The organism is Paenibacillus sp. VCA1 (genome assembly GCF_031583795.1).
Taxonomy (GTDB): domain Bacteria; phylum Bacillota; class Bacilli; order Paenibacillales; family Paenibacillaceae; genus Paenibacillus_AQ; species Paenibacillus_AQ albilobatus.
Genome location: NZ_JAVLSX010000006.1, coordinates 55,535 through 69,161, shown reverse-complemented (window position 1 = coordinate 69,161; position 13,627 = coordinate 55,535). Strand labels below are relative to the sequence as shown.

General features: G+C 51.8%; 14 protein-coding genes. 12 read left to right on the top strand and 2 right to left on the bottom strand.

Going from position 1 to position 13,627, the window contains the following annotated elements; genetic code table 11:
• Nucleotides 1-119 precede the first annotated feature (119 nt).
• From RJP21_RS14870 to RJP21_RS14820, 11 genes are all read left to right on the top strand, one after another.
• A complete protein-coding gene (locus RJP21_RS14870; protein WP_310859952.1) occupies nt 120-644 on the top strand; it encodes a cysteine hydrolase family protein in 525 nt (174 codons plus the stop codon).
• Between the two features lie 123 nt (nt 645-767).
• Nucleotides 768-1,373, top strand: coding sequence for a bifunctional transcriptional activator/DNA repair enzyme AdaA (locus tag RJP21_RS14865; protein ID WP_310859951.1), 606 nt, complete (start codon nt 768-770; stop codon nt 1,371-1,373).
• A complete protein-coding gene (locus tag RJP21_RS14860; protein ID WP_310859950.1) occupies nt 1,363-1,917 on the top strand; it encodes a methylated-DNA--[protein]-cysteine S-methyltransferase in 555 nt (184 codons plus the stop codon). The genes RJP21_RS14865 and RJP21_RS14860 overlap by 11 nt, the downstream gene beginning before the upstream one ends.
• Entirely contained in the window at nt 1,910-2,623 is a 714-nt protein-coding gene (locus tag RJP21_RS14855) for a 2OG-Fe(II) oxygenase (protein ID WP_310859949.1), read from the top strand. Before RJP21_RS14860 ends, RJP21_RS14855 begins: the two co-directional genes overlap by 8 nt.
• A gap of 49 nt (nt 2,624-2,672) precedes the next feature.
• Nucleotides 2,673-3,491: an SPL family radical SAM protein gene (locus tag RJP21_RS14850; protein ID WP_310859948.1), complete on the top strand. Its 819-nt coding sequence runs from the start codon at nt 2,673-2,675 to the stop codon at nt 3,489-3,491.
• Between the two features lie 42 nt (nt 3,492-3,533).
• On the top strand, nt 3,534-4,151 hold the full coding sequence (locus RJP21_RS14845) for a DNA-3-methyladenine glycosylase family protein (protein ID WP_310859947.1): 618 nt from the start codon (nt 3,534-3,536) through the stop codon (nt 4,149-4,151).
• Nucleotides 4,152-4,162: 11 nt separating this feature from the next.
• The gene (locus RJP21_RS14840) at nt 4,163-4,852 is read left to right on the top strand and encodes a DNA alkylation repair protein (RefSeq protein ID WP_310859946.1); all 690 of its coding nucleotides are present in this window, start codon (nt 4,163-4,165) and stop codon (nt 4,850-4,852) included.
• Nucleotides 4,853-5,071: 219 nt separating this feature from the next.
• Nucleotides 5,072-6,871 carry an LTA synthase family protein gene (locus RJP21_RS14835; RefSeq protein WP_310860266.1) on the top strand — a complete coding sequence of 600 codons (1,800 nt, stop codon included), beginning with the start codon at nt 5,072-5,074 and terminating at the stop codon, nt 6,869-6,871.
• Between the two features lie 365 nt (nt 6,872-7,236).
• A complete protein-coding gene (locus RJP21_RS14830) occupies nt 7,237-7,560 on the top strand; it encodes a 2Fe-2S iron-sulfur cluster-binding protein (protein ID WP_310859945.1) in 324 nt (107 codons plus the stop codon).
• A gap of 222 nt (nt 7,561-7,782) precedes the next feature.
• Nucleotides 7,783-8,412, top strand: coding sequence for a TetR/AcrR family transcriptional regulator (locus RJP21_RS14825; protein ID WP_310859944.1), 630 nt, complete (start codon nt 7,783-7,785; stop codon nt 8,410-8,412).
• A 44-nt stretch (nt 8,413-8,456) separates the two neighbouring features.
• Complete coding sequence (locus tag RJP21_RS14820) at nt 8,457-9,887, top strand: DHA2 family efflux MFS transporter permease subunit (protein ID WP_310860265.1); 1,431 nt, start codon at nt 8,457-8,459, stop codon at nt 9,885-9,887.
• A gap of 173 nt (nt 9,888-10,060) precedes the next feature.
• On the opposite strand, the gene RJP21_RS14815 is transcribed toward RJP21_RS14820, so the two are convergent.
• Nucleotides 10,061-10,633: a cupin domain-containing protein gene (locus RJP21_RS14815; RefSeq protein WP_397386225.1), complete on the bottom strand. Its 573-nt coding sequence runs from the start codon at nt 10,631-10,633 to the stop codon at nt 10,061-10,063.
• A 216-nt stretch (nt 10,634-10,849) separates the two neighbouring features.
• Between RJP21_RS14815 and RJP21_RS14810 the strand changes: the two genes are divergently transcribed.
• Nucleotides 10,850-12,097, top strand: coding sequence for a stalk domain-containing protein (locus RJP21_RS14810; protein WP_310859942.1), 1,248 nt, complete (start codon nt 10,850-10,852; stop codon nt 12,095-12,097).
• 48 nt (nt 12,098-12,145) lie between these two features.
• On the opposite strand, the gene cls is transcribed toward RJP21_RS14810, so the two are convergent.
• Nucleotides 12,146-13,594: a cardiolipin synthase gene (cls, locus tag RJP21_RS14805; protein WP_160038357.1), complete on the bottom strand. Its 1,449-nt coding sequence runs from the start codon at nt 13,592-13,594 to the stop codon at nt 12,146-12,148.
• Nucleotides 13,595-13,627 lie beyond the last annotated feature (33 nt).

Genomic DNA, 13,627 nt, shown 5'->3' with positions numbered 1-13,627 from the left:
ATCTTGCCCGTAATTTTCCGCAGTAGATTTATATTGTAAGGAACGTATGTTCTTGTTAAAATAATATAAAACCTAGAACCTTAGCACGAAAATATTGAACCCCATAGGAGGAAACAGGAATGAATTCGCAAGCGTTTTTGGTGATTGACGTACAGAGGGGCATGTTTCCGGAGAATGACCCGGTTTATGCCGGTGATGCATTGTTGTTGAAGCTTCAAGGTTTGCTGGACAAAGCGCGAAGCTGCGGCGTGCCCGTCATCTACGTCCAGCATAACGAAGGGCCGGGCGAACAGCTTGAACCGGGGACTTCGGATTGGGAGATCCATCCTTCCATCGCGCCCCAAGAGGGAGAAGCCGTCATCCAGAAGTTCACGCCGAATTCATTCCATGAAACCGATCTGCAGCAGGTCCTGACGGAAAAAGGAATTCGCAGCCTGGTGATCGCCGGGCTTCAAACCGACCTTTGCGTTCATGCGACAAGCACGAGGGCAGCCGAGCTGGGATATGAGGTCACCGTCGCGGAGGACGCCCACAGCACATGGGGGCAGGGAGCGGAAACAGCGCAAGAAATCATTGACCGGCATAATCGGCAATTTCGCGAGTTTGCCGCCGTGAAGAAGGCTTCGGAGATCGAATTTTGCTAAAACCGGTCAAATCGTGCCCGGAAAACGAAACGATTCTTTAATATCACGATCTTGCTTTTCTATTCCGATATTCCTTCGTCCGGACGAAAAAGAGGGTATACTTTGGGTGAAGGGGTGACGAATATGAACACGGCAAAAGAAGAGGCGCTAACGGAGGAAAAGTGGCAGGCGATCGTCGGGAACGACGCATCATATGACTTCGTGTTTTTTTACGCTGTCAAATCGACGGGGATTTTTTGCAGACCTTCCTGCAAGTCAAAAGTCCCCAACCGGGCCAACGTCCGGATCTTCCGCACCGCGGAAGAAGCCATCCGGGAGGAATTCCGACCGTGCAAGCGGTGCAAGCCGACGGGCGAACGTTTGCCGGACCGCGAGTGGGTCGACGCGATCGCCCGATACATGGAGCGGCATTACGATTGCGCGATGACGCTGAATATGCTGGCAGAGATGTTCCATGGGAGCCCGTACCACTTGCACCGGACGTTCAAAAAGATCATGAATGCAACGCCGGTGGCCTATTTGCAAGGCATCAGGCTGGATAAGGCGCGCGAGCTGCTCGCTCAAACCAATATCTCCATAGCCGAGATCGGGAGCCGGGTCGGACTTCCGAATCCGTCCTATTTTATCTCGCTCTTCAAACGAAAATTCGGCATAACCCCTTACGAGTATCGAAAACGGATTATGGAAACGGGGATATGGACCCAAGGAGGCGCATTCGATGAAAAGTGACGTTGTAGGGCCTATTTATTGGTCGGTGTTGGAACACGGAGGCTGGAAGCTGCATCTCGCAGCGACATCCCGCGGTCTTTGCTATGTTGGTTCGGCTAACAAGCCGTTTGAGGAAATGGAAGAATGGGTGGGTAAACAGATGCGACCGGCGAAGCTGATCAGGAACGATGAGGCGCTGTCGCCATATTTCGGCGAATTGATGGATTATATCGACGGCAAGCTGATACGCTTCACGATTCCGTGCGACTTGGTCGGCACCCCGTTCCAGCGCTCGGTTTGGGAGGCGCTGCGCTCCATTCCCTATGGAGAGACGCGCACCTATTCGGACATCGCGGAATCGATCGGCAAGCCGGCAGCGGTTCGGGCCGTGGGTTCGGCGATTGGCGCCAATCCGGTGCTCATGTCGGTCCCATGCCATCGCGTCATCGGCAAAAACGGAGCGTTAACCGGCTTCCGCGGCGGACTGGAGATGAAGTCGCGGCTGTTGTCCATCGAGAAAGAGGTGTCGGATTCCCGGGTTCATGAGGCTGCCCATCATGCATAACGAGGTTTCGGAACGGATCGCCGCTTTGGACTGGGACGCGCTCCACCGCGATTTGGACCGGCAAGGATTCGCCACGTTTCAACCGATTCTTACGCCGCAGGAATGCCGAGATTTTATCGAATCCTACCAAGCGGAGGAGCTTTACAGAAAAACGATCGACATGAAAAGATACCGGTTTGGGGTCGGAGAGTACAAGTATTTTCAATCTCCGTTGCCCGCTCGGCTGCAGCAGCTTCGTGAAGCGTTCTACGTCCCGCTGTCTGCTGCGGCTAACCGCTGGCTCGAGCAGCTGGGCAAGGAGCCCAGGTATCCCGGCACGCTTTCGGATTTCCTGGATGAGTGTCATGCAGCCGGCCAACGCCGTCCCACGCCCCTCATTTTGAAATATGAAGCCGGCGGGTACAATTGCCTCCATCAGGATTTGTACGGCGAAGTATTTTTTCCGTTCCAGGTCCTCCTTGTCTTAAACGAGGGGGATGAAGATTATTCCGGCGGGGAATTTTTGCTCGTTGAACAGCGGCCGCGCGCGCAAAGCAGGGGGCATGTCATCAGGCTCAAGCGTGGAGCGGGCGTCATTTTTCCGACAAGCTTTCGTCCCGTTCAAGGAACGAGGGGATGCTACCGGGCTTCGCTGCGCCACGGCGTTGGAACCGTAACGGAAGGAACGAGGTACAGCTTGGGGATTATTTTTCACGACGCGACCTAGACGAAAACGATGATGCCATACGGAATGCATAAAAAGGGGGGAAGAAGCCATGGCCTATACTCTGGAACATAAAACGCCGAAGTCTATGCTGAACAAAGGAACGGGGTTTTTATCCGGATACAGTCACTCGCTGAACCCCTATGCGGGATGTTCGTTTGGCTGCTCCTATTGCTATGTCCGGCGCATGCCCGTGGCAACCTTTCGCGACCAGGAATGGGGGACGTGGGTGGACGCCAAGGACGGAGCGGCGGACGTATTCCGCAAAGAGCTTAAGAGAGCCCGAAACAACGGTCCCGTTACGATTTTTATGTCCTCGAGCACGGACCCGTACCAACCGGCGGAAGCGAAGGCAGGCATTACGCGCTCCTTGCTGGAGGTCATGGCAAACGATCCCCCTGACTTTTTGCTCGTACAGACCCGAAGTCCCCTTGTGAAAAGGGATATCGATCTGCTGGTTCGGCTGGGGAATCGCGTAAGGGTCAGCATGACCGTGGAAACGGACAGGGAGGATGTTCGGCGGCAATTTACGCCGGGCACCCCGGCCATTGAAGCCCGGCTTCGAACGCTGAAGCTGCTCAAAGAAGCGGGCGTTCCAACGCAGGCTACGATTGCGCCCGTGCTTCCGTGCACGGACGGTTTCCCCCACAAATTGCGACCGCTTGTCGAACGGATCTGCATCGACGATTATTTCATGGGTGATGGAAGCGGAGGGCGGCGTACCCGCAGTTTGGGCATCGAACGGCTGTACGGGGAAATGGGACTGAAGGAGTGGTACGGTCGGGAAGCTTACCGGTACGTGTATGACCGGTTCCTTGAAACATTTCCCCCGGAACAGGTGTTCATCAGCCAACAGGGGTTTGAGCCCTAACGATGGTTAAGCGAATGGATCGAAAAGAAAGGCGGGCGCCGCATGTTAAGCGAAAGCACGACGTTCTTTCAATATGGAGAGATCGAAATGACGGCTCTCCGGGGAGCGGATCCCGTTTTTGGCGCAGCCATGGACAGAATCGGATTCCTCAAACGTCCCACGACGCCGGACTTGTTTAAGGCATTGGCCCAAGCTGTCGTCGGCCAGCTCATTTCCGTCAAGGCGGCTCAATCCGTCTGGGAACGGATGGTTGCCCGGTTCGGCCGAATCGATCCTCCCTCGATTGCGGCGCAGTCCCCGGAGGAACTTCGGGCATGCGGTTTGACCATGAAAAAAGCGGCTTGCATTTATCGGACCGCTTGCCGCATGGAAAGCGGCGAGCTTGACCTCGACGAGCTGGCGCTTCTTCCCGACACCGAGGTTGTCCGAAGACTGACGTCCCTTGACGGTATCGGGGTTTGGACGGCTGAAATGCTGCTGCTGCACGCCTTGGAGCGACCCGATGTGGTCAGTTGGGGAGATGTCGCGATCCGGCGCGGAATGATGAAGTTATACGGATTGGACGGTTTGACGAAGAAGGAGTTCGACCGTTACCGGGAGCTTTATTCACCGTACGGTTCCGTCGCATCAATCTATCTTTGGGAAATATCTTACGAATAGGAAGGAGATGTATGATGAAAACGGCGGCAATACGCGAAACACTGTTGGAACTGGCCGAGCCGGAATATCAGAGGTTTGCGTCATCGCTAATTCCGGGCGTGTCCAACCTGTTGGGCGTCCGGATCCCTGAGCTTCGTAAATTGGCCAAGCGTATGGCCGAGGAAGACCGGCGCGCTTATTTGCGGCATGCTTCAGCCGAGTATTTTGAGGAAGTGATGCTGCAGGGGATTCTGATTGCAAACGAGAAAGCCGATCCAGCCGAAAAGCTGGAGCTGATCGCTTCGTTTGTCCCCAAAATCGACAATTGGTCGGTATGCGATACGTTTTGCGCCGGCCTGAAGTTCGCCAAGTCCAACCAAACGCTGGTGTGGGATTTCCTTCAACCCTATTTGCAATCCCAACACGAGTATGAGATCCGGTTCGGCGTGGTCATGCTGTTGAACTATTATATCGATGAGGCGTACATTGACCGCGTGCTTCGAATTTTGGATCGGATCCGGCATGAGGCTTATTATGTCCGTATGGCGGTAGCCTGGGCGTTGTCCATGTGTTATGTCCATCTGCCGGAACCAACCATGGTGTATCTGCAAAACAGTACCGTTGACGATTTTACCTATAACAAAGCGCTGCAAAAAATTATCGAATCGACCCGTGTGAACTCTGAAACGAAGCAGCTGATCCGATCGATGAAGCGAAAATAGCTCGTCCGAAACATCAGGCGAACGATGCCCGGTATGCGGAAACGTATATTAGCGGCTCCATCAGAAAAATCTATCTAAACGCATCAAAGTGTCCAATAAAGAGCACATTTGAAAAGGTGGACCTTCGATTTTCGAAGCTCAGCCTTTTTTAATGTTCTTTTAAGATAATTATTGTATAATATCCGCCTAGATAGATGGGAGAGGATATACGTGCATCAAATGTTTAAGCCATCAAAGCGTTTGGGAGCAACCCTGCTTACCCTTTTCTTTGGCGGTTTTGTGTTGAATTTCATCATGCAGGCCGCGTCGCTCGGTATGGATTTGGGGAGCGTTTTCGCCTGGATTTCGAATTACTATTGGCTTTATATTTCCGGGAGCTTGTTTTTCTTTTTTGTGCTGCTCGTGTTTGCCGCCATCGTTCCGAATGTGTATTCCGGCGCGCTGCTTGCGTTTCTGGTATGCTGCATTCTTGCGGTGGCCAACTATAAAAAGCTGGGCACAACGGGCGAACCGCTGTTTCCATGGGATTTGATGCAAGTCAAAAACGCCAAGGAAATGACGAAAATTACCCACGGGATGATCTCGCCGACGGCCATTATCATCACCATCGTTGTCGTGGCTTCCCTCGTGTATCTTATGTTCAAACTTCCTAAGCTCAAGGTTCAACTGCCGCTGCGGCTTGCCATGATCGTCGTATCCGTGTTGATGATTGCGGGTTTTATCCAAATGGTCGGAAGTCAAACCGCGCTCGCAACATCGATGAACTATCAAAACATTCCATGGAATCAGAAGGTCAATTATTCGCAGAACGGTTTCGTGTATGCATTTGCCGGCAACCTGAACCAGAAACTGATGGAAAAACCGGAAGGTTACAGCAAAGAAGCGATTGAAGCCGTTGCGCAAAAATATCGGGATATGCCGGTCCAAGCCGATGGAAAAACGCCGGCGGAACAGCCGAACGTCATGTATATGATGGATGAAGCCTTTTTTGACCCTACCCGGCTGCCGACTTATACATTCAGCGAGGATCCGTTGAAGTTTATCCATCAGCAGGAGCATGCGACGCCGTCCGGATTCATGCTGTCTCCTGAGTTTGGCGGTAATACAGCCAACATCGAATTCGAAGCGTTGACCGGGTTGTCGATGTATTTTCTCAAGGACGGTTCCATCCCTTATCAGCAGCGGATCGTCAAAATGTCAACGCTGCCGTCGATTGTCAGCATATTAAAGGACAAAGGTTATCAAACCAAAGCCCTTCATCCGTTTGACGATACGTTTTATAACCGGAACCGGGTATATCCGATTCTTGGCTTCGATCAATTTACAAGCGAAAAGGATATGGAAAATGCGGAACGTTATACGCCTAACGGATACATTTCGGACATGGCTGCGGTAAAAGAAGCGGTTCGCGAGCTACAGGCATCGGACAAACCGACGTTCCTGCATTTGGTTACCATGCAAAACCACTTCCCGTTCACAAAAGGGTTGAACGGCTCCAACACCATCACTGTCGGGGGCGTAAAACCGGAATATAAGGACGAAATGGAAACGTACGTGCATGATACGAAATTGACGGACGAAGCCCTGGCTTATTTAAGCGGGGAATTGAAGAAAATCAAGCGCCCGACGATCGTCGTATTTTGGGGAGACCATCTGCCGGCCTTGTCCGCAGGAATTTATACGCAGGCGGGCTGGGATACGAACCCGAGATTAAAGCACGAAACGAAACTCATTTATATGGCGAACTTCGATATCGGAAAGCAGCCGGTAGGTACGATCAGTCCTGCTTTTATCGGACCGACGTTATTCCAATTGAGCGGGCAGCAGCTTCCTCCGTATTACAAACTGCTGGAGAAAGTTAAATCCGAAATTCCGGGATTGAACAAACATGTTCTGGTGGGAGCTTCGGGCGTCGTTTCCCAATTAACGCCTGAGCAGCAGTCACTGCTGAACGATTACCGATTGGTTGAATACGATTTGCTCGAAGGGGAGCAATACGCCAAAGATCTTCTTTTTTAACTTTGAAATGACAGAAAAACAAGAGGCCGTCCCAAAAGATCTTAGATCTTGAGGACGGCCTCATTTTGCTGTTGAGAGACGCTACGGATACGAATCATTCCTCCCATCGCTCTTGTGCTCCGATTTCCTGCGTCAACTTAACCCGTATTTCCAGCAAATCATCGGTATCAAGTCCAATATTGCCGGGTAAACCTTGAGTTCATTGTGAAAACCGCCTAAGCCGGTATCATGAGCCATCGTCGTCATGAACTCCGTTGAAAGCAGCTATTGAAAATTGTTCGTACTCACGCAATAATAAAGATTCATGCATCGTTCCGTCCGAATGATGCTAAAAATCTATGCAGAGAAAAGGAAGTGATTCCAAAATGCCAACGATTCATGTTGAAGGAAAACAAGCCATTGAAGCGGCCGACGGGCAAAAACTGGTACTAGCTTTAGAAGATAACGGCGTGGATATTCTGCATCGCTGCGGCGGCAATGCGAGATGCACGACCTGCCGCGTGGAAGTGATCGAAGGGGATGCCGGCGCCATAGGTGAAGCCGAAGCAGCCATCCTTGCGGCCAAAGGCATTGCCGAGCCGAATATCCGGCTGTCATGCCAAATCCGCGTACATAGCGATCTGACCGTTAAACCGGTAATGACCGTGTCGGGTTCCGGAATGGATGCCGGAAAACGTCCGGAGGAATGAGGTCCGGTCTCATATGAAAATGCCATACGGCTGCTTGTCTATTTTATAGACGGGCAGCCGTTTTTTTATCTGGAATAGACCGTTGAATCATCGGTTCGCACAAGTATAGCCGGTCGCAAGGAAATATTTCATAGAAAAAAATCGTTGACAATGAAGGTCTGCTGTCAGCTATAATATGTAGACCGTTCGTTATAATTTAACGGAAAGGAGGTCCTCGCCACCATGGCAGGAAAAACGAACTCACGTGAATCTATCGTCGAAACGGCTTCCCGGCTGTTTTCGACGCAAGGATATCATGGAACGGGATTAAATCAAATCATAAAAGAAAGCCATTGTCCCAAAGGCTCGCTCTACTACTATTTTCCGGAGGGGAAAGAGGAGCTCGCGCGAGAGTGTATCGAGCAGATCAAACGGAAGGTTTCCGGCAAATGGGAAGAAGCATTCGACCGATATGCAAGTCCGGCAAAAGCGATACAGCACCACATCGAAATGATGGCCGAGGATGCGGAGCACTCGAACTTTGAGGGATTTACTCCGCTCAGCTTTTGGAATGCGGTTGAAACGTCATCCGTCAGCTTATCGCTGCGGGAGGCGTGTCAGGCTGCGATTGACGAGTGGCGGATGCTCGTAACCCGGCGGCTGCAATCGGCAGGGCTCGATACCCGTCGTGCGGAGGAGACGGCTACGGTCGTGTTATCCATGCTGGAAGGCTCGCTCATCATTGCCATGACGAATCGGGACACCGGCCCGATTCGTATCGCGTCCAAGTACATGGGGATATTGGTGGAACGTGTGCTGCAAGACGGTGCGACAGAAAAGATAGAGATCATAGAGAAGGATAATAACAAATAGAGATAAAAACAGACATATGGAGGTTAGGCATTGTGGAAGCAGCCATGCAGAATACACATACAACAGCAAGCTCGAATAAACAATTTAAAGTCATCCCTATTATGGTGGCGCTTCTCATTAGCGGATTTATCGGGATGTTCAGCGAAACGGCGCTGAATGTCGCCTTAAACGATCTGATGCAGGTGCTGCACATCGCTCCGTCCACGGCTCAATGGCTGACGACCGGTTATCTGCTGACGCTGGGCATTTTGGTGCCGGTATCCGGCCTGCTGCTGCAATGGTTTTCGACTCGACAGCTTTTTATCACCGCGCTTATTTTTTCGATTGCCGGTTGTTTGATTGCGGCGCTGGCGCCGAATTTTGAACTGCTGCTGCTCGCCCGCGTCGTTCAAGCGGTTGGGACGGGCATCATGCTGCCGCTGATGTTCAACACGATTTTGGTTATTTTCCCCGCTGAAAAACGGGGCGCCGCCATGGGCATCATCGGCCTGGTCATTATGTTCGCGCCTGCGGTGGGACCGACGATCGCGGGACTGTTAATCGAGAACCTCAGCTGGCACTGGATTTTCTGGTTGTCGCTGCCGTTTCTTGTATTGGCGTTAGTTTGCGGCATCCTGTTCATGCAAAACGTGTCGACCATCACCAAACCGAAAATCGATCTGTTGTCGATTATTTTATCGACGATCGGCTTCGGCGGCATCGTGTTCGGCTTCAGCAGCGCCGGCGAAGGCGGAGGCTGGACGAGCCCGAAAGTTATCGCGTCCCTGATCATCGGCGCAGCGGCATTGATCTTGTTCGGCTGGCGTCAAATGCGAATGAAGAAGCCGATGATCAACCTGCGGGCCTTCAAATATCCGATGTTTACGGTCGGCGTCATTATGGTCTTTATCTGCATGATGATCATTTTATCGTCCATGCTGGTGCTGCCGCTGTTCCTGCAAGGAGGGTTCGGCAAGTCGGCGTTTTACGCGGGGCTGATCATGCTGCCCGGAGGAATCGTTAACGGTCTCATGTCGCCAGTCATGGGCCGCCTGTTTGACAAATACGGTCCGAAATGGCTTGTCTTCCCCGGATTCCTTGTGGCTGCCGCAGCGCTTTGGTTTTTCTCGGGCGTGACGGCCGCATCCGCCGCGTTCCTCATCATCGTGCTGCATTCTTGTTTGATGATCGGCATTTCGATGGTGATGATGCCTGCGCAGACCAACGGGCTGAATCAGCTGCCGCGGCAATTTTATCCGGACGGAACCGCGATTATGAACACCCTTCAGCAGGTGGCGGGCGCGATCGGGACCGCCGTAGCCGTAAGCATTATGACCGCAGGTCAGGAGCGTTATGCGGAATCCCATCCGGGCGGCAACATGGTCGACTCTTTGACGGCTGGCGTATCGCATGCCTTTATGTTCGGCATGATCATCGCTCTGCTCGGTTTCGTGATCGGCTTGTTTATGAAACGCGTTCCGCTGAAACGGGATTGATTTCTGATTTCGCGGTCAAGGGAGAAACCAAATAACGCTGAATCAACAGAGATCTGAAGCGATATTCGCTTTAGGTCTTTTTAATCAGAGGCATATTCCTCACGGTCTCTATGACCCGAGCTTTTTCGGGATCGCCTGGCATGTGAAAATAGATGTACTTGAGTGACCCGGGATTATCGTCCAATCTGCCCGCCGTTTCCGATCATTTGACGTTTTGGTGCGGTACGAACGCAATCGTTGGGCGGTCCGATGAATACCGTATCCTTGATGGGAGCAAGCGTAGCTTTGACCTGCTCTTCATTCAGGCAGTACGTATGCGAGAAAACTTCGGCAGGCGTCAGCCGCAGCAAATCCGATCCGCCGATAAATTCGGGAACCGGAGCGTCGAATATCGCCAAAAGATGCGTATCGTCCGCAGTCGCGATTTCGTAATGCCACCATCCTTGCGGCACGTTCGCCACTTGTCCGGGGGCAATCGGGATATTGATCAGCTTTTTCGTAAAAGGATTAATGAGCGACACGACGGCCGCGCCGGAAATGAGGTAAACCAGCTCGGAAGCATTTTGATGAAGATGGGGTTCAACCACGTTCGATTTGCTCAAATATATATCGAGGAGCGATACGTTGCCAAGGGTGTTTAACTGATTGACCGAAAGCATATTAATAAAATTTCGGGCGTCCTTTTTGAAAAAAGTGTTGTTATTTAGATCGTAGAAGAATTGAATCGATGGGGAAGTAAAATCCATGTAGGAGATCATGCTGCAGCCTCACGTCCTTTGAATGATTTGGATGCTTTACCCGGTATATTATGCAAAAAATCCGCGAATGTCCCTAAAGGAACGTAGGGAGGGGAGCCCCCTGCATTAACCTTGATTGGGTGGAAATGGTATTCCGGATCGTGATATAGTAAATCTAGCAATCTAGTAAAACAAACTATATTACAGATCATAGGAGAACCGAAGATGAAGGTTATAGCGAAAATTTTGTTAAGCTCCGCACTGCTTGCCGGTTCGCTTGCGGCCATTCCTGCGGATGCGGCGAAGGCGGCAGGTAAAGTGAGCATCATGCTGGACGGCTATCCGTTATTTTTTCCGGTGGAGCCGACCGTCCTGAAAGGGACGACGATGGTGCCTTTCCGGGCGATTTCCGAGGCGCTGGGCATTCAGATCGTTTGGAACCAGAAGGAACAAAAAATTACCGCAACGAAGCAAAACGGGGACGGCTCCTCCAAACAGGTCGTGCTGACGATCGGGAGCAAAAATGCCGTGGTCGACGGGAAGAGCGTGCCTCTCGCAAGCGCCCCGCAATCGATCCGCAACAGCACCATGATCCCGCTCAGCTTTTTTAGCCAGCAGTTCGGCGCCGGGGTGGCCTGGGATCAGCCGTCGCAAACCGTGTCGATCACGTCGCCGCGGAAGGACATGTACACGCTGGGATTTTACGCGCTGTCTTCCTTCGATGAACGGGCGTTTGTGCCGTCGTTCGATTCGGTAGCCTTCGGATGGAGCCGGATCGATTCAACAGGACAATTCACGATGGAGGGCAAGGAGTATAAGTGGCCGCAGGCCGCAGGCGATGTTACGCCGGAATCGATCATTCAGGATGCCGACCGTCAGGGAACATCGCCGTATTTGATGGTGTATTCCGTGGATTCCAGCGGCGAGTTGACGAAAAACCTGGAAGACCGGGCGCTGCAGGAAAAAACGGTCTCGCAGATCGTCGAAGCGGCGTCGGGCAAAGGTTTTAAAGGCATCGCCCTGGACTTGGAAGGGCTCGGTTTGACCGGGGACAAAAGCAAGGCGAAGTCCGATTACAACGCATTCGTGAAAAATCTTTCCGCCAAAGCCCGCGCGGCCGGCATTAAGCTGACGCTTGTCCTTCATCCGCTGAACAGCTCCTATGCAGGTTACGACTACAAAACATTGTCCGGCTTGGCGGATGATCTGGTGATCATGGCCTATGCGTTTGAACAGGAAAAAGGCCCGGAACCGCTTAAGCAAGTGGACGAAGCCATCCGTCTAGCGCTGAAGGAAACGACGAAGGATAAGTTGATTCTGGGGATTTCGCTAGGCAGTGAAAACGCCGGTACGGTCAACGACAAAATCGGACTTGCCAAACGTTATGACCTCAAAGGAGTCGCCTTCTGGCGTTTGGGGCTGGTCGGTCAGCCTGCCTGGGCGAAAATCAACGAATCCATTGAGATGAAATAATGCATCTAAAAAAAGAGCTGCCCCGCAAGCGCAAGGGGGAGCTCTTTTTTACAGGATCGGCGACAGCAGCCGCGATATGCCTTCTTTGATCCGAATCCATCTCGGCCGGAGCTGGTATTCCTGCAGCGTCAGCTGCCGGGAAACACGCAAATCCTCTTCGAACATGTCCGTTAGTTTTTTCGAGATCCGGTCATCGTACAAGAACGCATTGACCTCGAAATTCAACTTAAAGCTGCGGAAATCGATGTTGGCCGTGCCGACCGAAGCGATTTCCTCGTCGATGACGATCGTTTTGGAATGGATAAACCCGTTATTGTACAGGTATACGGTAGCGCCGACCCGCAGCAGTTCCCCGATATACGAATACGTCGCCCAATAAACGAATATATGATCCGGTTTGTCCGGGATCATGATTTTCACCTCGACGCCCGAAAGCACCGCAATCCGCAATGCGTCCAGCACGCTGGCGTCCGGAATGAAGTAGGGGGTCTGGATATGGATCGTTTTTTTCGCGGAGGAAATCATTTTTATGTATCCGTTTTTGATATGTTCAAGCTCCGAATCCGGCCCGCTCGTCACGATCTGCATGCCGACCCGCCCGCACGGCGCGACCTCCGGAAACAGGTTCGGCGAATATGTAATCGGATGATGGTGCGATGCCTGGTTCCAGTCCAAAATAAAGCGAATTTGCAGGGCGTACACGGCCGAACCGATAATCCGCAAGTGAGTGTCACGCCAATATCCGAACTTTGAATTCAGGCCCAAATATTCGTCCCCAACGTTAAAACCGCCGACATAGCCGATTTCGCCGTCTATAATGACCAGCTTCCGGTGGTTGCGGTAGTTCAATCGGAAGTTGATCAAACGCAGCCGTGAAGGGAAAAACGCCTCGGCAAGCCCCCCGGCGGCCCGGAACTCGCGAAAAAACCTTTTCGTCAGCTTTCTTGAGCCCAACTGGTCGTAGAGGACCCTGACTTTGACGCCCTGCCTGGCTTTTTGGGTAAGGAGATGGATCAGTTTTTTTCCGAGAACGTCGTTCTGGATAATGTAATACTGGATGTGGATATAATCTTTGGCCCCGTCAATGTCCTTGAAAAGCTTGTCGAATTTCTCCTGACCGTCCGTAATGATGTCCACCGCGTTTTCCTCGGTAAACATCGAATGATTGTTTTTCAGATACATGTAAATCATGTCGCGGTATTTGCTTGCCGATTCGTTATAAAAACGGAAGCTGCCCGTCTGGATCCGCTCCAGTTGCTCCAAAATGATTTCTTTCACGCCGATCTTTTTCAAATCATCCCAATGGAACAACCGGACATGCCTGAAATTTTGCGCAAACAGCAGGTACAAGAGGAATCCGGCAATCGGAATAAACGAAAGCACGAGCAGCCAAGCCCAAGTCGCTCCGGGGTCGCGGCGTTCCTTAAAAACGACGACCATGGCGAAAATAAAATTCAGAAATAAAATCAATCCTAGAATAATGGAAGTGAAATTCATTGCGGCGTTTATCCTCCTGCTTCATGCCAATCG